Genomic DNA, 20,688 nt, shown 5'->3' on the forward strand with positions numbered 1-20,688 from the left:
CTCGTGATATTTTGATTTATTTACGCACGTCAGCAGGCGTCAGATCATAGCCGCCGGCGTGATAGACCAAAGGTAGCGCTTCAGTGCGCGCGCAATGTTCTACGGCACCAATAAAGATAATGTGATCGCCTTCTTCGTAGCGACGATGATTGGCACATTCAAACCACGCGGCACACGGCAGATCGAGCCGAGGTGAACCATTGGGCGCACTTGTCAGGGGAATGCCGTTAAAACGCTCGGCCGCAGGACCGCTCGCAAATTGTTGGGAGACCGACATTTGGTTCGAACCCAGGACATGAATCACATAGCGATCACATTGCTCTAAGGTCTTGAGCGAAGAAGAATTGCGCGACAGGCTCCAGACCACAAGAGGTGGATCGAGTGAAACGGAATTAAACGAACTCACGGTGAGACCAACCGGTGCCATGCCCTCAGCCGCAGCGGTAATAACCGTAACACCCGTAGGAAATCTGCCGAGTGCTGCCCTGAAAAAAGTCGAATCAAAAGAAGGGGAAGTGGCGTTCATATCAGGGAGCAATCCGTCCGATCGACCACTGTCCCGCAGCGGTGGCTTGGTAGGTCAGGCGATCGTGCAGGCGCGAAGGGCGCCCTTGCCAAAACTCGAAATACTCGGGCTTGAGTCGATAGCCGCCCCAGTGGGGGGGACGCGGAGGCTTTTGATCGCCGTATTGTTCTTTGAGCGCCTTTTCGGTCGCGGCAAGTTGCTCGAGCGTGACGGGGCGGCTCTGGGGAGAGGTCCAGGCACCAATCTGTGAGCCGAACGGACGTGTTTGAAAGTACTCATCGGACTCCGCAGCCGTCACTTTTTCAACAACACCTTCGATGCGGACTTCGCGCTCAAGCGGTTGCCAGAAAAAGAGCAGGCTCGCCCAGGGCTGAACGGCAAGCTCGAGACCTTTGCGAGATTCGTAGTTGGTGAAAAATAAGAAACCTTGGTCGTCCACGCCTTTGAGAAGCACGATCCTCGAGGAGGGCCGTCCCCGCGCATCTGCAGTCGCCAGCGTCATCGCAGTGGGTTCGGGGACGTTTTGACGCAACGCCTCGTCAAACCAGACTGAAAACTGTTCGAAAGGGGATGTTTTGGCATCCTTTTCTAACAATGTGAATTTTTCGTAGCTTTGTCGGATATCGGCAATAGACATGATTCGGGTCCGATACGGCGCGCTGTGAGCGGTCGCCAAACGTGAGTTAAGGGTAACAAAGAGTTTACCGTGACATCAGTCGGGTTGCTTTGATTGACCTGCTGTCAGGAAAGGGAGTGATACCATTTTGGCTAGCGTTGATGAAGTCTCTCTTTGAGTCGTGTCACGAGCGCTTTCAGCCTCGCATCGTGAATACCCGCAACCTCAAGCGCATCGGCTGTTTGCGTGACATATTCAAGGCAAGAACCGTAAATGCCAGAGGCTCTCAAGATAATCTCGATCAGAGCGTCATCGGAAGGCTCGGGCACATAGGCCGGGCCTGTACGATCAATCACAAAAGCGAGCGCCTTGACAGCACCCTGGGGCGTTTGGCAATCAATCCAGCTTGGGTGGTAGGCACCCGTCGACATTTCCCTACGCCAAAGTGTTTCAAAGATCGGAAAAACTTGGTCGGCAGCGACGCGAAAAGTCATGCCATTGCATTTACCGCCAACCTCCAGCCCAAACACCAGGCCGGGTAACTCAGGCGTACCACGATTGATACGAGACCAGAGGCACAGCGCACGATGATGACCGGGGAGCAAAGCGGGCCGCTGCTCGATAAAGTCGAACTCGGGTTTCCAGATGAGTGAGCCATAGCCAAACACCCAAACGTCCTGAATACCGCACCAATCTTTGAGTGCGGCTTCGCGCGATGTTTTTAGACGCTCTTCGGGCCAGCGGGTAAACGTGTTGAGAGGCGGGGCAACAGGGATATGTGAGGATGCGCTCATGACGAGTCACCTTCAGCCTTTTTTGCTGTCTCTGCATGGCGGGTGAACCAACGGCCAGCGCCGAGTCCAACGGCGGTCAGCCAGAACAGTGGCATGACCCCGATCACGGCGCCTAGAGCACCGAAGGCAAGTGGTAGTGTGACCTGACAGCCATTAATCAAGGCCATGCGCAGTCCAAAGGCCTCTCCTGCACGTCCGGCAGGGGCATTCTGTTGCAAAAGAGTCAAAACACTAGGCTGCGTTGAACCGAGTCCGAGGCCTAAAATAAAAGACAAGGTCATCAAAATCCAGACTTGCTCGAAAAATGGATACAGCACAAAGTTTAGACCCGTTGCCAGTAACGCAAAATGGATGAGTTGCCAGGGGCGAACGCGATGTTGCAGCAAGGGCAAGGCTAGCCGTATCACAATCGTGGCGGCCGCGAAAGAGGCCAAAATCAGACCGATTGTGGTGGCTGAAAGTCCTACCATCACACCGAAAATCGGTACAACGAACATGTGCGTGTCCCAGGCGCTGGAGAGCAACATGTTGGCCGTATAGACACGACGAAGCTTTGGACTCGAGATCAGGTCAGTGACGCTTTGTTTCTTTTCGCTGACGGCGGTGGGGGGCGTATGGGAGGTCTTAAGATAATTGCGGACGCGATACAGACCAAACACACAGATCACTGGAGAAATCGCCAGTAAGGCGAACACGGCGCGGTAACCAAGATAGTCAATCGACATTCCCGCTAGCAAGGGTCCGAGCAGACCAGAGGTGGCCATGGAGAGGGATAGCCAGGAAAAATTGCGGAGCCGCTCTTCTCCGGCGCTCAAGCCCATTTGCCGCTGTATGGCGAGTTGAAAAATCATGTGACCGATACCGACACAGGCCGCGGCAATAACTAGGGCAACGAAGTCCTGCCAGACCCAAGGCAGAATGGTGCCAACAATCACCACAAAGGCGCTCGCTCTCATCGGGCGCCAAGGGCCAATCTGATCAAGCATGCGACCAGCTTTGATCGAAAGCAGCATCGGCAAGAGGGCAAAGACTGCGATGAGGATACCGACCTCGAAGGTCGAGCGTTTGAGCTCAAGCGCAGTGAGAGACACCGCCACGCGACCACCGGAGATCGCCATATGGATCAACAAGAGGAGCAGGCATAGGGCAATCGGTCCGGCGATGGCGGACGATTTGGCAGAAGATGGGGTGGATGGGGACGACATGCTCACGGTGTTAGATTCAAATTGTGTTCCTCTGGCGGACTCTTGTCGAGAGAGAATGCCAGTTTTTTTCTGGATCATGCAAAAATGCATCATTCAGCAGACCACAGGATACTCAATGCACGGCGTTCAGGCAGAAGTTCAGTCGAATGTTCGTATCGATGACACCAGCGAGGCAGAACGCCGCTTCGGTGGACTCGCTCGCTTGTTTGGCTTGGAAGCGTATGTTGCGTTGCGTCAAGCACATGTGGCCGTCGTCGGTATCGGCGGGGTGGGTTCCTGGGCAGCCGAAGCTTTGGCTCGCCACGGGATCGGAGCCTTGACCTTGATTGACCTCGATCACATTACCGAATCCAATATCAATCGACAGGTGCATGCCCTCTCGGAGACACTTGGGCAGTCCAAGGTCGAAGCGATGGCGGCTCGGATTCAAGGGATTCACCCAGAATGCCAAGTCACCCTGGTGGACGATTTTTTAACGCCTGAAAATGTCCATGAAGTTCTGCCCGAAACCCTCAGTGTCGTCATTGATTGCACCGATCAAATGAGCGCCAAGGTAGTGATGGCGCTTCAGGCCCGGGCGAGAGCTCAATCGCTCATCGTTTGCGGGGGCGCAGGAGGTAAAACGAATGTGCTTGCCCTGCGCGTGGGAGATTTGTCCGAGGCCACCCATGACGCTCTTCTCGCCAGGTTGCGCAATGTCTTGAGAAAGCAACATGGCTTTGCCCGGGCCGCTACCCAAGCGGGCAAGTCACGCAAGCGCACTCCTAAAATGGGTGTGCGGGTGTTGTGGCTCGATCAGCCAACGATTTTGCCTGAGGCCTGGCAAGCCTCTGAGGTGACCACAAAGGCTGGATTGCAAGGCCTCTCTTGCGCTGGGTACGGCTCAAGCGTTACTGTCACGGCATCGATGGGACTTGCGGCGGCAGCGGAGGCCGTCAACAAGATTATTTACACACAATCAAAATAACAACCATGACTCAGACACGTGCTTTATCCAAGATTTTGTCTTTAGCGGATTTTGAGAGGGCTGCGGAAAAACGCTTGCCGAAACCTATTTTTGGTTATGTTGCAGGCGCCTGCGAGGACTGCTACTCGCTGCGCGCGAACCGTGATGTCTTTGCCGAATATGAGTTTGTTTCCCGTATTTTGGTCGATATTTCACAGCGTTCCCAAACCGTCGAGATTTTTGGAAAGCAATACCAAGCACCCTTTGGCATGGCACCGATGGGCATTACCGCGATGTCAGCGTATCGGGGCGATGTCGTTCTCGCCGAAGCCGCAAAGCGTGCGGATATTCCAATGATTATGAGCGGTTCTTCGCTGATCCGGATGGAAGAGCTGATCGCCGTCGCGCCAGATACGTGGTTCCAAGCCTATTTGCCCGGCAAGGTTGAGCAGATTGCGCCCTTAATCGATCGCGTCGCGACGGCTGGTTTTAAAACCTTGGTGATCACGGTGGATACGCCGTCAGCATCGAACCGCGAAAACAATGTTCGTTCAGGGTTTTCGACACCGCTCAGGCCCAGTGTGCGTTTAGCTTGGGAGGGGATCACGCATCCGAGGTGGTTGTTTGGCACCTTTTTAAAAACGTTGATGCGTCACGGTATGCCGCATTTCGAAAACTCCTTTGCGACCCGCGGCGCTCCCATCATGTCTAAAAATGTGTTGCGTGATTTTTCATCGCGTGGCCATCTCAATTGGGATCATGTGCGGGAGATTCGAGCTCGCTGGAAGGGTCCGATGGTGATCAAAGGGATTTTGCATCCCGGGGATGCTGCGCTCGCGCGACAATACGGCATGGATGGCGTGATTGTTTCCAACCATGGCGGCCGTCAGCTTGATGGCGTGGTACCACCCCTGCGGATGTTGCCGCAGATTCTAGATCAGTTTAAAGATGGCCCTGTGATGCTTGACAGCGGTGTGCGGCGTGGGACGGACGTTTTAAAAGCCCTTGCGCTTGGTGCACGTTGTGTGTTTTTGGGCCGACCGTTTAACTATGCTGCCGCGGTGGGTGGCCCAGCAGGGGTAGATCATGCGATTTCCTTGCTGTCGCAAGAGATTTCACGCAACATGGCGATGATGGGTATCAACCGACTGAATGAACTCAGCCCGGCTTCGCTCATTCACGTCGGTAAGCGCTAAGCTTTTATTTTTTTTCACACTCTTTATTTTTTTAAACGGAGTCAACATGGCAGACCTAGGATTCGCAGTCAACACACACAAGCACACCGTCAGCAACGCCACGCTGAAGAAATTCGCTAAATTCGCCGTGGCAAACATCAGTGATGCCGTGAGCCGCACCAATGGAACGGTTGATCTGCGTCCGATCCATAAAGGAGGCCGCATTCTGGGTCGCGCCTTTACGGTCAAAACAGCGCCTGGCGATAACCTGATGGTGCACAAGGCGATTGATATGGCTGCGCCTGGCGATGTGATCGTGGTCGACGCGGGAGGTCTCCAGCGCAACGCCATCATCGGTGAAATCATGTCCACCTTGGCCGAAAGCCGCAAGATTGCTGGTTTCGTGATTGACGGTCCTATTCGTGACTTTGATGCCTTGAGTAAAGGTAAATTTCCAGTCTTCGCACGCTCCATTTCGCATCGCGGCCCTTACAAAGAAGGTCCAGGAGAGATCAATGTGACGGTATGTGTGGACGGTATGGTCGTTCACCCCGGTGACATCATTGTGGGTGATCAGGACGGCGTGTTTGCGATTCGCCCAGAAATGGCTGAGCAGTTGGCAAAACTCGTGGCTGATATTGAAAAGAAAGAAAAAGAGATTTTTGTCAAAATCGCTAAAGGTACCTTGGATCGCAGCTGGGTCGATCAGTCCCTGCGCGCAAAAGGCATTCTCAAGTAATGCTTCACCGCTATAAGCGCATACCCTGATACACAGTATGCGCTGAATCAATAAAAATCAGTCACACTGCCCACTCCGGTGGGCAGTCCATTATTGGACGGAGACAATGAATAAAAAGGTTGTGCGGTTTGATTTTTGGCTGAACCCAGCGTTTGATCGGCACATGAGTGGCCTCAAGGACATAGATGTGTCCGTGTGTCAGTACTCGGATGACGAGCAAAAGACGCTTGCGCTTTTTAAAGAAGCGCACATCTACCATGTCTGCGCAGCGAGAGACGAGGTGCCCTCAAAGTGGTGGGTCGACGAGGCTTTGCTCAGCAAGATGCCTCATTTATTGTGCGCATCCACTTCGGGCGCGGGGTACGATCCGGTCGATGTCGAGGCGTGCAATCGTCATGGCGTGTTGGTCGTCAACCAGTCTGGTTGCAATGCTAACTCTGTGGCCGAACACGCCATGGGAATGTTGCTTTCCGTCAAGCACCGGATCACGGAGTCCGATCGTGTCATGCGCGCCAATGCTTACACCACGCGTGAAGATCTCATGGGCAATGATATTCGGGGCTCGACGATCGGCATCGTAGGTGTGGGCAATATCGGCACACGCATGGCGGAGTTGGCAAAAGGTTTTGACATGACCGTGTTGGGTTATGACCCCTATTTGTCTGATGAGGAAATCAAGCGACGTGGTGCGACGCCTGTGAGTTTCGAGGATCTTTTGGCGCGTTCCGACGTGGTGACGGTCCATTGCCCTCGAACCCCTGAGACCCTAAACTGGATTGGTGCCAAAGAGTTCCGCGCCATGAAAAAAGGCGCTGTGTTCATTGCCACCGCACGTGGTGGCATTCACGATGAGCAAGCCCTCTATGAAGCCCTGCGGGACAAGCATCTTTCGGGCGCGGGTCTGGATGTTTGGTCCGTTGAGCCCCCTGCGCCTGACAATCCTCTTCTGAGTCTTCCTAATGTCACGGCCACCTATCACACTGCTGGCGTCAAACATGAGGCGCGTGGCAATGCTGCAGCCATGGGGGCAGCTCAAATCGAAGTGATCCTGCGTGGAGAACGTCCGCCGCGCTTGGTCAACCCTGAAGTATTTCCAGTGTTTTTGGAAAGATACAAAAAGATGTTTGGCTAACAACACTTAAACAGTACAACAGTCATAAACCGAGGAGAATGAGTATGAAAAAAGTCTTCAATAAATTGGGTCGTCTGAGTTGCGTTGCTGTGCTTGCTGCAGCGGCTTGGTCTGGTTCGGCGGCGGCGCAGCAGTATCCCTCCAAACCGATCACGATGATCATCGCCTTCGCGCCAGGTGGAGGCACAGATTTGATTGCGCGTTTGATTGCGCCTTACATTGAAAAAAATCTAGGCAATAATGCACGCATCATTGTGACTAATCGTCCGGGTGCGGGCGGTGGTATTGGTTTTACTGAGATCGCCAGGGCCACACCAGATGGTTACACCATTGGCTTTGTCAATACACCTAATATGTTGTCGATCCCGATCGAGCGTCCTTCCAATTACACCTGGCAGAGCTTTGACCTGATTGGTAACCTGATCGATGATCCAGGTGCTTTCGCTTTAAACACCTCCTCCCCGATTAACAACCTCAAGGAGCTTGCCGCCTTCGCTAAAGCCAATCCCGGCAAAGTCACCGTTGGCACAACTGGCGTTGGTTCCGATGATCACCTCGCGATGCTCCTTTTTGAGCGTTCGGCGGGCGTCAAAATGACACATATTCCATACAAAGGCTCTGGTGAAACGCGTGCAGCAGTGGTCGGTGGTCAAGTCATGGTGGCTGCGATCAACGTTGGTGAGGCACTCGCCTATATCAAGGGTGGATCTCAAATCAAAATGATCGGTCAAATGTCGGCCAAGCGCACCGTATTGGCGCCTGACGTTTCTACGTTCGCAGAGCAGGGATATAACATTGAGAGCGCCTCATTGCGAGGCATGGCGGCTCCCAAAGGTTTGCCTGCCGATATTCGTGAAAAGCTAGTTTCTGCGGTTGCCAAAGCTGCCGCCGATCCTGAGTACATCAAAAAGGCAGGCGAATTGTACGCACCGATTCGCTATCTCGCGCCCAAGGAGTATGGCGCTGAGTTAGAAAGCATTGACAAGCAATTGCGTCAGTTATGGAAGGAAGCACCCTGGAAGGATTGAGGGGCTAATTTGTACGTCAAACCAGCCGCGCAAGGCGTTCGATAATCTGATCGAGGCCTTGCCGGCGGTGAGATCCGAGGGAGTGAGTATCGCCTCCTCGACTTGATGTGTATCTAATAATTGCGTGCGTAGCACACCACCCAAAAGTCCAGACGCGAGCGGTGGTGTCAGCCATACTCCGTTTTTCAAGACGTAAATGTTCGAGCGACTACCTTCGCAAAGCTCGCCTTTTTCATTTAAAAAAATCAAATCAAAATAATCAGGGTGTTGCGCCAGCCACTGCGTGGCGGCCTCATACCATGGTCGATGCGTAGTTTTGTGCTGCAACAAGGGCTCAGCACTTTCGAGTCTCAGTTGCGTGAGCGCGATCCACGGCACCCCTTGCAAAGCAGGCAAGGGTGCGGTTTGAATCACGAGTTGGCCGAGAGGACTCAGCAAGAGTCGCAGGCGTGTGCCAGAGGGCATGATTGTGGCAGTGCTTGTTTGGTCTAAAGCCGCTTTGATTGCCGTGATCACTGCGTCGTCGCCAGGATAGCGATACCCCAGCGCTCGAGCGGATTGCTTTAAACGTCGTAAATGATAGGGCAGCAGCGCGATCATGTCCGCCGCGTCTGCCTTCATCGTTTCAATCAAACTGGGTTGAGAGTCTTGCGTCATTAATCTGTGCTTAGAATCCGAGCTTTCCAATGGCATTCGTCCCATTCTTGCTCTGGGTTGGAGTCGTAGACGATGCCTGCACCGACATCATAGCGACCTTGACCGTCATCCTCCAATACAAGAGTACGAATCGCGACATTCAGTGAAAAGTCGCCGTTTGGCGCGAGCCAACCCAAGCTGCCACAGTAAAGGCCGCGCGGTTCTGGTTCAGTTTGTTGAATCCGTTTCATCGCGGCGATTTTCGGTGCGCCCGTGACAGAGCCGCAGGGAAACAGGGCTTTTAAAATCTCTTCCAACGAGGTCTCGGGTGCGATGTCAGCATGTAGCGTCGAGGTCATGGTCCAGAGGGAGGGATATTTTTCCAAGGAGAACAAGGGCTCAGCCCGAACACTTCCAGGGCGCGCAAGTCGTCCAAGATCGTTTCTTAATAAATCCACAATCATCAGATTTTCAGCACGATTTTTTTCGCTGGCGTGCAAGGCCTCGCCGAGTTTTCGATCCGTTTCAGGGTCAGCAGAACGAGGCGCAGTGCCTTTCATCGGACGCGTCATCAGAGTGTTGCCTGAGCGTTGTAAAAAAAGCTCAGGTGAAAAAGAAAGGACCGCTCGACCCACGTCTTCGATATAGGCTGCATGCGCCACTGGATGGCGAGTGGCAATTTGGCGATACAGTTGCGCCGGATCGCCTTCTGTTTTGACGCGCAAAGGAAAGGTCGCGTTCACCTGGTAGACCTCGCCTTGCGCAATCCATTCTTGGATCTGCTCAATACGCGCGAGGTAGCGCTCCTTGGGGAGGCCCGGAGTGACCGACATAATAGAAGCTGGCGTATCGCTTGTACATCCCACGTCCATAGACCAGGGCCGCTCTTCGTGCATCTGCTCAAACATGAGTGCAGTCAGTCTTGGTTGAGTGTTTTGAGTGTTTGATGACTTTGCGAGCGCCGGCTCTAGCCACTCTCCCAATTCGTACTCAAGTAGCAAAGCGACCCAGCGTCCGGCACGACGCGCTTTTTCGATCTGGGCGAACGCTGCAGGCAGCTCCTCGGGCGAATACGCCACAATGCGTCCGCATGTCCGTGTCAGCACCCGTGCGCGCTGCGTCAAACGATCTTCGAAACGACATTCATTCATGAGCGATTCATAAACTCGTGAAGCACTTGACCGGTATGCGACTTGTGACGCGCGGCGACCACTTTCTCGGGAGTGCCTTCGATGACGAGTTGTCCGCCGCCCGAACCACCTTCCGGACCTAAATCCAACAGCCAATCAGCTTCGGCAATGATGTCTAGATTGTGTTCGATCACCACAACAGTGTTTCCAGCCTCAACCAGGCGGTGCAAGACACGAATCAGTTTTTCCACATCGGCCATCGACAGCCCGACCGTGGGTTCATCCAAGACATAAAGGGTATGCGGCAGACGAGAGGCCCGTCCGGTCGTGATCACACCCTCGGTCATTCGAGCTTTGGCGAGCTCGGTCACGAGCTTGATACGTTGCGCTTCACCACCAGAAAGCGTGGGGGAGGGCTGTCCCAGTGTCAGGTAACCCAGTCCCACATCTTGCATTAACTGTAAAGGGTGTTTGATGCGTGGATGCGCCGCAAAATATCCGATCGCGTCATCGACTTCCATGGAGAGTACGTCCCCCGCGTGTTTCTCACGCATCCTGACACCCAAGGTGTCGGTATTGAAACGCGCGCCATTGCACGCATCACAGGGTACTTTGACGTCAGGCAGAAAGCTCATCTCCAACGTGCGCATGCCTTGACCTTCGCACAGCGGACAACGACCATCGCCGGTATTAAAGGAGAAGCGGCCAGCACCCCAGCCGCGAATGCGGGCTTCGTTGGTTTCAGCAAACTGTTTGCGGACATCGTCCCAAAAACCGATATAGGTTGCGGGACACGAGCGTGGCGTTTTACCAATCGGTGTTTGATCCACTTCGAGCACGCGATCCAAGGCATCCCAGCCGGTAATGTCTGCACAACCAAACCAGGGTTGTGCACCGCGCGCCGCAATTGCGGCAGAAAGATTGTCCAGCAACACCTCACGCGCAAGTGTGGACTTACCAGAACCGGACACACCGGTCACGACGCTGAGACGACCAATCGGAAAATGTGCGGTGACACCACGCAAATTGTGCAACGTCGCACCCTTGACCGTGATCATCGGCGTATCTTTTGCAATCGGACGTCGAGGCTGTAGTGGATGCGCTAAGGGGTGACGCAAGTAATGTCCTGTGGTCGACTCTGGCGCATCCATGAGGTCTTGCAGCGTGCCTTGTGCGACCACGCGCCCGCCACGCACCCCTGCACCTGGACCAATATCGATAATGTGCTCAGCCCGACGAATCGTTTCGTCATCGTGCTCCACCACCACCAGCGTATTGCCATTTTTCTCCAGTCTGGAAAGTGCGCCAAGCAGGATGCGATTGTCGCGCGGATGCAAGCCAATCGTGGGCTCATCCAGTACATAACAGACGCCTTGCATGTTTGAACCTAATTGCGCAGCGAGACGAATGCGCTGTGCTTCGCCGCCAGATAGGGTCGGTGCGGCACGATCGAGGGCTAGATAGCCCAAGCCGACTTCTTGCATAAATTGCAGACGGCCACGGATCTCACTCAAAATATCACGCGCAATCTCTGCATCCCGACCACGCAGGACGAGGCCCGTAAAAAAGGTGTGCGCATCGGAGACGGGCATGCCTGCCAGCTCAGCGATGGATTTATCGCGCCATAGTACTGCGCGCGCGATTGGATTGAGGCGTGCGCCATGACAGCTCGTGCAGGTTTGCGTCTCACCCTCATACGAAGCATTCCACGCGTTCTCTTCACCGGTCTGTTCACCATCGAAACCCTGCAATTGCAGGCCTGTTCCAAAACATCCCTGACACCAGCCGTGTTTGGAGTTATAAGAGAACATCCGTGGATCGGGCTCTGGAAAGCTGGTGCCGCAGCTCGGACAGGCACGCTTGACAGAAAAATGCGTTTGTTCAAGCGGCGCTGACATATCGGTTTCGAGTTTACCCAGAGGCCAGAGCACACTCATCACCCCTTGGCCGTATTCGAGTGCGCTGCGGACCGCTTCACGTAAAGCCGCTTCGTCTTTGGTACTGACAATTAAATCGGCAACCGGTAACTCAATGGTGTGCTCTTTAAAACGATCCAGACGTGGCCATTTTGCGGTGCCGATAAATACATTGTCGACGCGCAGATGCGTAAAACCTTTGCCCGAGGCCCATTTAGCCAGATCGGTATAGAAACCTTTTCTCGCCGTGACCAGAGGTGCCATCAGCCCGATGCGCTCGCCTTTGTGGTCACGCATGATGCGCGCGACAATTTGATCCGCGCTCTGAGGCTCTACGCTGACCTGACAAGTCGGGCACATTTGTGTGCCGAGCTTCATATACATCAGGCGCAAGAAATGGTGGATCTCCGTCATCGTCGCGACGGTCGATTTACGACCCCCGCGGCTGGTGCGCTGCTCGATGGCTACGGTGGGTGGAATGCCAAAGATTGCATCTACGTCGGGCTTGCCGGCAGGCTGCACGATCGCGCGCGCGTAGGCGTTCAAGGACTCGAGGTAGCGGCGCTGACCCTCGTTAAACAAAATATCAAATGCTAATGTCGATTTACCCGAGCCCGACACGCCCGTGATGACGGTGAACTTATCGTGCGGAATGCTGACATTGATATTTTTGAGGTTGTGCTCCCGCGCATGCAAAATATCGATGCTGTGGGCGCGACGGCGTTCTTTCAACACGCTTTGAAGGGGTCGACCACTCGTTGCGCTGATTTCACTTGCGGGCAAACCTGACGCACTCGAGCCAATCGCATCCGGCGTCATGGCCACGGCATACTCACGTAGCGCCGCACCCGTGTGTGAGCGCGGATTCACCATCACGGTTTCTGGGCTGCCCACGGCCACCAGTTCACCGCCGCCATCGCCACCCTCTGGACCCAAGTCGAGTACCCAATCCGCGGCACGAATCACATCGAGGTTGTGCTCGATAATGAGTAACGTATGTCCCGCGCCCAACAGCTTACGAAACGCGCGCATCAGCCGCGCGACATCATCAAAGTGCAAGCCTGTGGTGGGTTCGTCAAATAAAAATAAACTCCCCTTTTTAGCGACCTTGGCAGTGGAAATCCCACTACGTGCCGCCTCGGCGAGGTGTCCCGCTAACTTCAGACGTTGCGCTTCACCACCCGACAACGTTGGAACAGGCTGACCCAGCTTGACGTACTCCAGGCCGACATCGGCAAGAGGTGCGAGACCCAGCTGCACATCGCGCAAGCCTTTGAAAAACTCCAAAGCCTCTGACACTGTCATGTCGAGTACCGCATCAATCGAAGCGCGTCGTCCGAGGTGTTCGATTTGGACTTCGCGGACCTCGGGTCGGAAGCGCTTGCCATCGCAATCCGGACAGCGGATATAGATGTCCGATAAAAACTGCATCTCGACGTGTTCAAACCCTGTGCCACCACAGGTCGGACAACGACCATCGCCGCTGTTAAAGCTAAAGGTCCCCGCCGTATAGCCACGTTCGCGCGCCACCGGGGCTTGCGCAAAGAGTTTGCGGATCGGATCAAACGCGCCCACATAGCTTGCGGGATTGGAGCGTGCAGTCTTGCCGATTTGCGCCTGATTGACCATTACAACATCAGCAAGTTGCTCCGCCCCTAACAGTCGATCAAACGCACCGGGTGCTTCGGTCGGCTTGCCCATGATCTTGAGCAGGCCCGGGTACAACACGTCTTGAATGAGCGTCGATTTGCCTGACCCTGAGACACCCGTCACACACACCAGACGTCCTAAAGGAATTTCGATCGAGATGTTTTTGAGGTTGTTCGCAGTCACGCCCTCAAGAATGAGTCTGGGTGTGTTCGCCGCGACGGGCATCGGACGTGGGGCTTCGACCTTGAGTCGACCGCCCATATATTTGCCCGTCAGTGTGTTGGCGTCTTTGAGTGCAGCGGGCGTGCCATCAAACACGATTTGACCACCGCGCTCTCCTGGACCGGGGCCGACATCGATCACACGATCGGCGGCGATCATGACCTGAGGATCGTGTTCGACGACGACGAGGGTATTGCCTGCGTCACGCAGTCGATGCATCACCTCAACCACACGGTGGATGTCGCGGGGATGCAAACCAATTGAGGGCTCGTCTAAAACAAACAAGGTGTTCACCAGCGATGTGCCAAGGGCAGTCGTTAAATTGATCCGCTGTACCTCGCCCCCTGAAAGCGTGCGACTTTGTCGGTCTAGCGTCAGATACCCCAAACCCACATCGCATAAAAACTTGAGACGCGCACGTACCTCGGTCAGCACGAGATCCATGGCCGCATCCATCGCACCCGGAAAGGTCAGTTGATCAGCGAATGCGCGTAGATGAACGATTGGCGACAACATCAAATCCTGAATCGACTTGCCCTCGATGCGCCACAGCAAAGCATCGGGCTTGAGGCGCGCGCCTTTGCAAGTCGGGCAGGGCGTATAGCTGCGGTACTTGGACAACAAGACCCGCACATGCATTTTGTAAGACTTAGTTTCGAGCCAGTCAAAAAAACGCTGCACGCCGTACCATTGATTTTTCCAAGCCTGACTGCCACCTTTCCAGAGCGGGTCGCCATGTAGCACCCACTCCTGATGTTCGGGTGGCAGATATTTCCAAGGCGTATTGATCGAAACGTTGGCACGCTTGGCGTACTTTTCCATTTCGACCTGACATTCTTTGTAGCTCGGCGTCTGCCAGGGCTTGATCGCGCCGCCCTCAAGCGTCTTGTTTTCGTCTGGAATCACCAAGCCAAAATCAATGCCGATCACGCGGCCAAAGCCACGGCAAGCCTCACAGGCACCAAGTGGCGAGTTAAACGAAAACGTACTCGGCAGGGCATTGCTATAACTGATATTGCAATCTGCGCAGTGCAGCTTGTCACTGAATTTCCAGACAGCCGTATCCGTACCCTCTTGGTCAACCGCATGGACTGACATCAGGCCATTACCCATCTTGAGGGCAATATCAAAGGCCTCCATGACGCGTGAGGGCTCTGCGCTAGAAAAGCGAAACCGATCCTGCACGACGCGCAGTGTGCGCAGCAACGGCGACAAGGTCGCAGATTTCTTTTTAGAGGCCTTGGCAGGCGCCGCGACCGCCGCGCTCGAGACTGCGCCTGATTGCTGCGGGCTTTCATCCGCATGAACACGCGTATAGCCTTGCTGCTCTAAAAATCCAAGGACCTCTTCCTCGGTAAAGTTCAGTGGCACTTGAACCGGAAAAGTCACCACCAACCTGGGATCGCCCGCTTGTTCAGAACGTTCTTTGACGGCGGCAAAAATAGACGCGGTGCTGTCACGACAGACCGCCTGTCCACAGCCGCGGCACATGAGCTGCGCGCCCCGAGCAAAGAGCAGCTTGAGATGGTCATTGAGCTCTGTCATAGTGCCGACCGTACTGCGCGAGCTGCGCACAGGGTTGGTTTGATCAATGGCGATGGCAGGCAAAATGCCTTCGATGCGATCGACAACCGGTTTATCCATGCGATCCAGAAATTGACGCGCGTAGGGCGAAAAGGTCTCGACATAGCGTCGCTGACCCTCGGCATAGAGTGTGTCAAACGCCAGAGAGCTTTTACCTGAGCCGCTCACGCCCGTGACGACCGTCAATTCGCCCGTATTAAGGGTCAAATCGAGGTTTTTCAGATTGTTCTGGCGTGCGCCAGTAATGCGAATAGTTGGGTTCATGCTGTAATCATAGAATGCCAGCCTGAAGGCTGCGTGGAAAACCAGATGAATATTCTGGCCGGATATAGGGTAATATACGCAGCTAAATACCGGAGAATTGCTATGGCTTCAGAAACAAAACGCACCCGCCGCAACACTCTTGAGCGCCGTTGCTTGGGCAAGGCCTTCAAGCGCCTGTTCGTCAACGCACCGAAAGGCGTGTTCAAAATGCTGGAAAAAGTCAAGAAAGCCTGAGTTTTTGGCATTCTGACAAAGAACGTAGAATGAAGTATGGGGCTGCAAACTTTATGGTTTGCAGCCCTTTTACTTTTTTCTGCCAAGTTTTTGCGTCTTTTTACGGTAAAACCGTTCAAACGAACCAAGACAGTCCACGATCGTTTAATTTAATAATAAAACCTGGAGATCAGCTATGAGTGGGAATAAACGTTGGGTTAATCGCCCAGAGGGCTCTACCTGGGGTGATTTTGGTGAGGATGACCAGCGTGGTCGCATCAATTTGCTGACCTCTGCAAAGCTCAAACAGGGTATTGCCGAGGTCAAAGAGTTTCAGCCTTTCTGTTTGAGCCTGCCACTGGACCTCCCCGGCGGTAACTTATTGAATCCACGACGTTTTCCGCCTGTCATCCGCCCCACCTTGCGTGGTGATCGCCCCAATATGAACTACGGGTTGTTTCGCGATAACGACCAGCAAACAGACGTGATCAGCGACGATTTGGTCGTGATGCACCTCCAATACTCAACTCAATGGGATAGTTTGGCTCACGTGGGCTCCAGATTTGATGCCAATGGCGATGGGATCCCTGAGTCCGTCTATTACAACGGCTACCGGGCGGGGGAGCACATTATTGGACCGACGGACGGCAAGGATGCGGGCGTGCCTGGACCGGGTGAAAACAAATCCACCTCCAACGCGATGGCGCTCGGCATTCAAAATATGGCCGAGTCCTGCGTACAAGGACGTGGCGTGATGATCGACTTCCACGCCCACTTTGGTAACAAGCGTGAAATCATTGGTTACGACACTCTGATGCGCGTGATGGAGCAAGACAAAGTCGTCGTCGAGCCCGGCGACATGGTGTGCTTGCATACAGGTTTTGCACAACTGCTGATGGACATGAAGGGCAATCCTGATCTGCACACGCTTGAAAACAGTTGCGCAGCCTTAGACGGACGCGATCAAAAACTCCTCAAGTGGATCACCGACAGCCAATTGGTGGTCTTGATGGCGGATAACTACGCGGTTGAAACCTATCCGGCAACCAGCCACATCGGTTGCTGCGCGACGCTGCCGTTGCATGAACATTGCTTGTTCAAGTTAGGTGTGCATCTGGGTGAGATGTTTTATCTCACGCCTTTGGCGCAATGGCTGCGTAAAAATGGGCGTAGTCGTTTCTTGTTGACCGCGCCACCACTGCGTTTGCCCGGCGCTGTGGGTTCGCCTGCCACGGCAGTCGCCACGGTTTAAACGTCAATCAAAAATCCCTCATCCGCGATGCTGTCAGTTTGGTGAAAGCTTGAATAAGCTTATGGTTGACGCAGTCATGGCGAGTGGGGCAATATGGTCAAGTTATTTCACTCATACAGGAGCGTGCCATGCGCCGTACTCTGATCGCTGCGGCCCTTTCAGCCGCGATGCTATTGCCCGGCTTGGGCTTTGCCAAAACATTTAAATGGACCAGCCAGGGCGATATCCTGACACTGGATCCTCACTCACAAAACGAAGGCCTGAACATCGCCGCCAACTTGTGGGTGTATGACCCACTGGTCAAGTACAACGAAAAATACGAAGTGGTGCCTTCGCTGGCAACCTCGTGGGAGCGTCTCAATCCCACCACGATGCGTTTCAAGTTGCGTCCAGATGTAAAGTTCCAGGACGGCACACCGTTTACGGCCGATGACGTTGTGTTCTCGCTCAAGCGCGCCATGGCACCTTCCTCGCAGTTCAAGTCCTATGTGGCGGGTATCACAGATGTCAAGGCCGTAGACCCCTTGACCGTGGATGTCATCACCGGAGGTCCCAATCCTGTTTTGCTGCGTCAGTTGCCTTCTCTGGGCATCATGAGTAAAGCCTGGGCTGAAAAGAACAATGTCGTATTGCCTCAGGATTTCAATAAAAAAGAAGAAAGCTTCGCCGCACGCAATGCCATGGGCACCGGCCCTTTTCAGCTCAAGTCGCGAGAAGTCGATATCAAAACGGTTTATGTTGAAAATCCTAACTGGTGGGGCAAACCGACCAAAACAGGTAACGTGACAGAGATCGTCTACACCCCGATTAAACAGAATGCGACCCGCACGGCTGCGCTGCTTTCTGGCGAAGTCGATTTCGTGCTTGATCCGCCAGCCCAGGATTTGGACCGCTTGCGTAAACAAGTCAACGTGTTGGATGGTAACGAACACCGCACCATCTACATCGCGATGGATGTAAAAAATCCTGAACTGAAGTACAGCAACATCAAGGGTAAAAACCCACTCGCGGATGTACGTGTGCGCGAGGCGCTTTATCGTGCCATCGACATTGAGGCGATCAAAAAGTCCGTGATGCGCGGCATGTCTTTGCCGACTGGCGCCATGATTGCACCACAGGTCAATGGTTATTCAGAAGCCCTAGGCAAGCGTGTGCCTTATGATCCCGTCAAGTCGCGAGAGTTGCTCAAAGCAGCGGGTTACGATAATAACCTCGAATTCACCATCGATTGCCCGAACAACCGCTACATCAATGACGAAGCGATTTGCCAGGCGGTCGTGGCGATGTGGGCCAAGATTGGCGTGAAAACCAAACTCAACGCCATGCCTCGCGCGACCTTCTTCCCGAAAGTGGCGAACGGCGATACGAGTATTTACCTGTTCGGCTGGGGGGTGCCAACCTTTGATGCCTATTACACACTTGAGTCGCTGATCCAATCCAAGGGTACGGGTGCTGCGGGTGCGTTTAACTACGGCGGTTACTCAAACCCTAAAGTCGACGCCTTGATTGACACCATTAAAACTGAGACTGACGATGCCAAGCGCACCGCCATGATTCAGGAAGCACTGACTATCCACGCCAAAGAATTTGGCACCATCCCTTTGCATGACCAGATCATCCCCTGGGCTATGAAGAAAAATGTCAAAGTGACCCACCGTCCGGACAATCGTCCTGTCATCGAGTGGGTGCGCATCGATTAATCGATGTTTCTAAAGCGAGTCTCCGTGTGGAGGCTCGCATCTTTGTGAGAATGCATGTTCGCTTTTATTATTCGCCGGTTGCTTCAGGCCGTAGGCGTGATGCTGACTGTCGCGCTGTTGGCTTTTATTTTGTTTCAGTATGTTGGCGATCCCGTCATGATCATGTTGGGTCAGGAGGGTACCCCTGCCGAGCGTGAGCAATTACGCCGAGATCTCGGACTCAATGATCCGATCATCGTACAGTTCTATCATTTCCTCGCCAATGCCGTTCAGGGTGATTTTGGTTTGTCACTGCGGCAAGGGCAAAAAGTTTCCTCACTTTTGCGCGATCGACTTCCCGCTACTCTGGAGTTGTCAATCGCCGCTGCCTTGATTGCGCTCGTGATCGGCGTGCCGCTCGGCGTGTACACGGCGCTCAAGCGTAACGGAAAACTCTCTCAAGCCTTTTTGGCTTTTTCGCTCTTGGGCGTTTCGCTTCCCACATTCCTCATCGGGATCTTATTGATCCTGGTGTTCTCCGTTCATCTAGGTTGGTTGCCTAGTTACGGTCGGGGTGACACCGTCAAGCTGGGCTGGTGGTCCACCGGTTTACTGACAACGAGTGGTTGGAAGCATTTGATCCTGCCTGCCGTGACTTTGTCTCTCTTTCAAGTCGCCTTGGTCTTGCGTCTGGTGCGCTCTGAGATGCTCGAGGTCTTGCGTGCGGATTACATCAAGTTCGCACGTGCGCGTGGCTTGACCAAGCGTGCGATTCATTTTGGTCATGCCCTTAAAAATACACTCGTCCCTGTCATCACCATTATGGGTTTGCAGCTTGGCGGCATTATCGCGTTTGCGATTGTCACAGAGACCGTGTTTCAGTGGCCAGGCATGGGTTTACTCTTTATTCAAGCGGTTCAGTTTGCGGACATCCCAGTGATGGCCGCTTACCTCTGTCTGATTTCTTTTATTTTTGTGCTGATCAATCTGATCGTTGATTTACTGTATTTCGCGGTGGATCCAAGACTGCGCGTCGGTCTTGGTAAATCAGGAGGGGGCCACTGATGCGCGCCGCGCTCTCTAAATTTTGGGATGGTGATCTTGCGTGGTCCTGGCGACACACGCCTGTCGCGATTGTCGCGACCTTGACGCTGCTGGTCATGTTGATTGCCGCCTTTGGTGCGGACTGGATTGCACCCCATAATCCTTTTGATTTGGCGACCATCGAGTTGCTCGATGCACTGAAGCCGCCTGTTTGGGCGGATGATGGTACGACCCAATATTTACTAGGCACCGATAGCCAAGGCCGCGATCTGCTCTCCGCTCTGATGTACGGGACCAAGGTGTCTTTGTTGATCGGTTTGGCTGCGGTGGCCGGTGCCATGCTGCTGGGGGTCGTGCTTGGCTTGATTTCCGGCTACGCCGGTGGACGCATTGATGCCTTGATTATGCGCGTGGCCGATGTGCAGTTGTCGTTCCCAGCCATTTTGATTGCCCTTTTAATCGATGGTGTGGCGCGTGCGGTCGTGCCAGGCGATATGCATGAGGTGATCGCGTTTCCGGTGCTGGTAGGGGCCATCGCACTCGCCGGCTGGCCACAATATGCACGTACTGTTCGGGGTTCGACGCTTGTTGAAAAAAATAGAGAATATGTCCAAGCAGCACGTGTGATTGGTATTTCATCACCCGTCATTATGTTTCGTCACGTACTGCCCAATGTGCTCGGTCCAGTCCTCGTATTGGCGACGGTCCATCTAGCCACCGCGATCATTACCGAAGCGACATTGTCCTTTTTAGGCGTGGGTGTGCCGCCAACGTCCCCTTCGCTAGGAACGCTGATCCGCGTAGGTAATGACTTCTTGTTTTCCGGAGAGTGGTGGATCACTATTTTTCCGGGTGCGGCACTTGTATTGTTGGTGCTGTCTGTCAACCTGCTTGGGGATTGGCTGCGTGATGCCCTGAATCCCCGTTTGAGTTGAGG

General features: G+C 54.0%; 17 protein-coding genes. 10 read left to right on the forward strand and 7 right to left on the reverse strand.

Annotated elements, in window-relative coordinates; all coding sequences use genetic code 11:
• Positions 1-16: 16 nt before the first annotated feature.
• The 4 genes from AC8GE9_RS15895 to AC8GE9_RS15910 all read right to left on the reverse strand — a co-directional run bounded on the left by AC8GE9_RS15895 (position 17) and on the right by AC8GE9_RS15910 (position 3,147).
• The gene (locus tag AC8GE9_RS15895; protein WP_506678148.1) at positions 17-526 is read right to left on the reverse strand and encodes a flavin reductase family protein; all 510 of its coding nucleotides are present in this window, start codon (positions 524-526) and stop codon (positions 17-19) included.
• A gap of 1 nt (position 527) precedes the next feature.
• Complete coding sequence (gene pdxH / locus AC8GE9_RS15900) at positions 528-1,163, reverse strand: pyridoxamine 5'-phosphate oxidase (protein WP_506678149.1); 636 nt, start codon at positions 1,161-1,163, stop codon at positions 528-530.
• A gap of 131 nt (positions 1,164-1,294) precedes the next feature.
• The gene (locus AC8GE9_RS15905) at positions 1,295-1,936 is read right to left on the reverse strand and encodes a gamma-glutamylcyclotransferase (protein ID WP_506678150.1); all 642 of its coding nucleotides are present in this window, start codon (positions 1,934-1,936) and stop codon (positions 1,295-1,297) included.
• Complete coding sequence (locus tag AC8GE9_RS15910) at positions 1,933-3,147, reverse strand: MFS transporter (RefSeq protein WP_506678272.1); 1,215 nt, start codon at positions 3,145-3,147, stop codon at positions 1,933-1,935. The genes AC8GE9_RS15905 and AC8GE9_RS15910 overlap by 4 nt, the downstream gene beginning before the upstream one ends.
• A 109-nt stretch (positions 3,148-3,256) precedes the next feature.
• Here AC8GE9_RS15910 and AC8GE9_RS15915 point away from each other — a divergent pair, with 109 nt between their 5' ends.
• The 5 genes from AC8GE9_RS15915 (at position 3,257) to AC8GE9_RS15935 (ending at position 8,161) form a co-directional block, all read left to right on the forward strand.
• Complete coding sequence (locus AC8GE9_RS15915; RefSeq protein ID WP_506678273.1) at positions 3,257-4,108, forward strand: tRNA threonylcarbamoyladenosine dehydratase; 852 nt, start codon at positions 3,257-3,259, stop codon at positions 4,106-4,108.
• Positions 4,109-4,113: 5 nt separating this feature from the next.
• The gene (locus tag AC8GE9_RS15920; protein ID WP_506678151.1) at positions 4,114-5,283 is read left to right on the forward strand and encodes an alpha-hydroxy acid oxidase; all 1,170 of its coding nucleotides are present in this window, start codon (positions 4,114-4,116) and stop codon (positions 5,281-5,283) included.
• 46 nt (positions 5,284-5,329) lie between these two features.
• Positions 5,330-6,001, forward strand: coding sequence for an RraA family protein (locus AC8GE9_RS15925; RefSeq protein WP_506678152.1), 672 nt, complete (start codon positions 5,330-5,332; stop codon positions 5,999-6,001).
• Between the two features lie 106 nt (positions 6,002-6,107).
• Positions 6,108-7,133, forward strand: coding sequence for a hydroxyacid dehydrogenase (locus AC8GE9_RS15930; protein ID WP_506678153.1), 1,026 nt, complete (start codon positions 6,108-6,110; stop codon positions 7,131-7,133).
• Positions 7,134-7,171: 38 nt separating this feature from the next.
• Positions 7,172-8,161: a tripartite tricarboxylate transporter substrate binding protein gene (locus AC8GE9_RS15935; protein ID WP_506678154.1), complete on the forward strand. Its 990-nt coding sequence runs from the start codon at positions 7,172-7,174 to the stop codon at positions 8,159-8,161.
• Here AC8GE9_RS15935 and AC8GE9_RS15940 read toward each other — a convergent pair.
• From AC8GE9_RS15940 to uvrA, 3 genes are read right to left on the reverse strand one after another with little or no spacing between them, the layout of a single operon-like run.
• Entirely contained in the window at positions 8,132-8,818 is a 687-nt protein-coding gene (locus AC8GE9_RS15940; protein WP_506678155.1) for an aminotransferase class IV family protein, read from the reverse strand. The two genes, AC8GE9_RS15935 and AC8GE9_RS15940, sit on opposite strands and share 30 nt — an antisense overlap.
• On the reverse strand, positions 8,818-9,948 hold the full coding sequence (locus AC8GE9_RS15945) for an aminodeoxychorismate synthase component I (protein ID WP_506678156.1): 1,131 nt from the start codon (positions 9,946-9,948) through the stop codon (positions 8,818-8,820). Before AC8GE9_RS15945 ends, AC8GE9_RS15940 begins: the two co-directional genes overlap by 1 nt.
• Positions 9,945-15,563 carry an excinuclease ABC subunit UvrA gene (gene uvrA / locus AC8GE9_RS15950; protein WP_506678157.1) on the reverse strand — a complete coding sequence of 1,873 codons (5,619 nt, stop codon included), beginning with the start codon at positions 15,561-15,563 and terminating at the stop codon, positions 9,945-9,947. The genes AC8GE9_RS15945 and uvrA overlap by 4 nt, the downstream gene beginning before the upstream one ends.
• 102 nt (positions 15,564-15,665) lie before the next feature.
• Between uvrA and AC8GE9_RS15955 the strand changes: the two genes are divergently transcribed.
• The 5 genes from AC8GE9_RS15955 to AC8GE9_RS15975 all read left to right on the forward strand — a co-directional run bounded on the left by AC8GE9_RS15955 (position 15,666) and on the right by AC8GE9_RS15975 (position 20,686).
• Positions 15,666-15,797: a hypothetical protein gene (locus tag AC8GE9_RS15955; protein WP_259662067.1), complete on the forward strand. Its 132-nt coding sequence runs from the start codon at positions 15,666-15,668 to the stop codon at positions 15,795-15,797.
• 175 nt (positions 15,798-15,972) lie between these two features.
• Positions 15,973-17,028: a cyclase family protein gene (locus AC8GE9_RS15960; protein ID WP_506678158.1), complete on the forward strand. Its 1,056-nt coding sequence runs from the start codon at positions 15,973-15,975 to the stop codon at positions 17,026-17,028.
• 128 nt (positions 17,029-17,156) lie between these two features.
• Entirely contained in the window at positions 17,157-18,728 is a 1,572-nt protein-coding gene (locus AC8GE9_RS15965; protein ID WP_506678159.1) for an ABC transporter substrate-binding protein, read from the forward strand.
• A gap of 54 nt (positions 18,729-18,782) precedes the next feature.
• The gene (locus AC8GE9_RS15970; protein ID WP_506678160.1) at positions 18,783-19,772 is read left to right on the forward strand and encodes an ABC transporter permease; all 990 of its coding nucleotides are present in this window, start codon (positions 18,783-18,785) and stop codon (positions 19,770-19,772) included.
• Complete coding sequence (locus AC8GE9_RS15975; RefSeq protein ID WP_506678161.1) at positions 19,772-20,686, forward strand: ABC transporter permease; 915 nt, start codon at positions 19,772-19,774, stop codon at positions 20,684-20,686. The genes AC8GE9_RS15970 and AC8GE9_RS15975 overlap by 1 nt, the downstream gene beginning before the upstream one ends.
• The last annotated feature ends 2 nt before the right edge of the window (positions 20,687-20,688 follow it).

Source organism: Zwartia lucis (assembly GCF_965234455.1).
Taxonomy (GTDB): Bacteria; Pseudomonadota; Gammaproteobacteria; order Burkholderiales; family Burkholderiaceae_B; genus Zwartia; species Zwartia lucis.

What these genes read in the sequence shown, in the direction of transcription:
- AC8GE9_RS15895 (WP_506678148.1), bottom strand. Translation starts at nt 526, where the DNA reads ATGAACGCCACTTCCCCTTCTTTTGATTCGACTTTTTTCAGGGCAGCA.
- pdxH (WP_506678149.1), bottom strand. Translation starts at nt 1,163, where the DNA reads ATGTCTATTGCCGATATCCGACAAAGCTACGAAAAATTCACATTGTTA.
- AC8GE9_RS15905 (WP_506678150.1), bottom strand. Translation starts at nt 1,936, where the DNA reads ATGAGCGCATCCTCACATATCCCTGTTGCCCCGCCTCTCAACACGTTT.
- AC8GE9_RS15915 (WP_506678273.1), top strand. Translation starts at nt 3,257, where the DNA reads ATGCACGGCGTTCAGGCAGAAGTTCAGTCGAATGTTCGTATCGATGAC.
- AC8GE9_RS15920 (WP_506678151.1), top strand. Translation starts at nt 4,114, where the DNA reads ATGACTCAGACACGTGCTTTATCCAAGATTTTGTCTTTAGCGGATTTT.
- AC8GE9_RS15925 (WP_506678152.1), top strand. Translation starts at nt 5,330, where the DNA reads ATGGCAGACCTAGGATTCGCAGTCAACACACACAAGCACACCGTCAGC.
- AC8GE9_RS15930 (WP_506678153.1), top strand. Translation starts at nt 6,108, where the DNA reads ATGAATAAAAAGGTTGTGCGGTTTGATTTTTGGCTGAACCCAGCGTTT.
- AC8GE9_RS15935 (WP_506678154.1), top strand. Translation starts at nt 7,172, where the DNA reads ATGAGTATGAAAAAAGTCTTCAATAAATTGGGTCGTCTGAGTTGCGTT.
- AC8GE9_RS15940 (WP_506678155.1), bottom strand. Translation starts at nt 8,818, where the DNA reads ATGACGCAAGACTCTCAACCCAGTTTGATTGAAACGATGAAGGCAGAC.
- AC8GE9_RS15945 (WP_506678156.1), bottom strand. Translation starts at nt 9,948, where the DNA reads ATGAATGAATGTCGTTTCGAAGATCGTTTGACGCAGCGCGCACGGGTG.
- uvrA (WP_506678157.1), bottom strand. Translation starts at nt 15,563, where the DNA reads ATGAACCCAACTATTCGCATTACTGGCGCACGCCAGAACAATCTGAAA.
- AC8GE9_RS15955 (WP_259662067.1), top strand. Translation starts at nt 15,666, where the DNA reads ATGGCTTCAGAAACAAAACGCACCCGCCGCAACACTCTTGAGCGCCGT.
- AC8GE9_RS15960 (WP_506678158.1), top strand. Translation starts at nt 15,973, where the DNA reads ATGAGTGGGAATAAACGTTGGGTTAATCGCCCAGAGGGCTCTACCTGG.
- AC8GE9_RS15965 (WP_506678159.1), top strand. Translation starts at nt 17,157, where the DNA reads ATGCGCCGTACTCTGATCGCTGCGGCCCTTTCAGCCGCGATGCTATTG.
- AC8GE9_RS15970 (WP_506678160.1), top strand. Translation starts at nt 18,783, where the DNA reads ATGTTCGCTTTTATTATTCGCCGGTTGCTTCAGGCCGTAGGCGTGATG.
- AC8GE9_RS15975 (WP_506678161.1), top strand. Translation starts at nt 19,772, where the DNA reads ATGCGCGCCGCGCTCTCTAAATTTTGGGATGGTGATCTTGCGTGGTCC.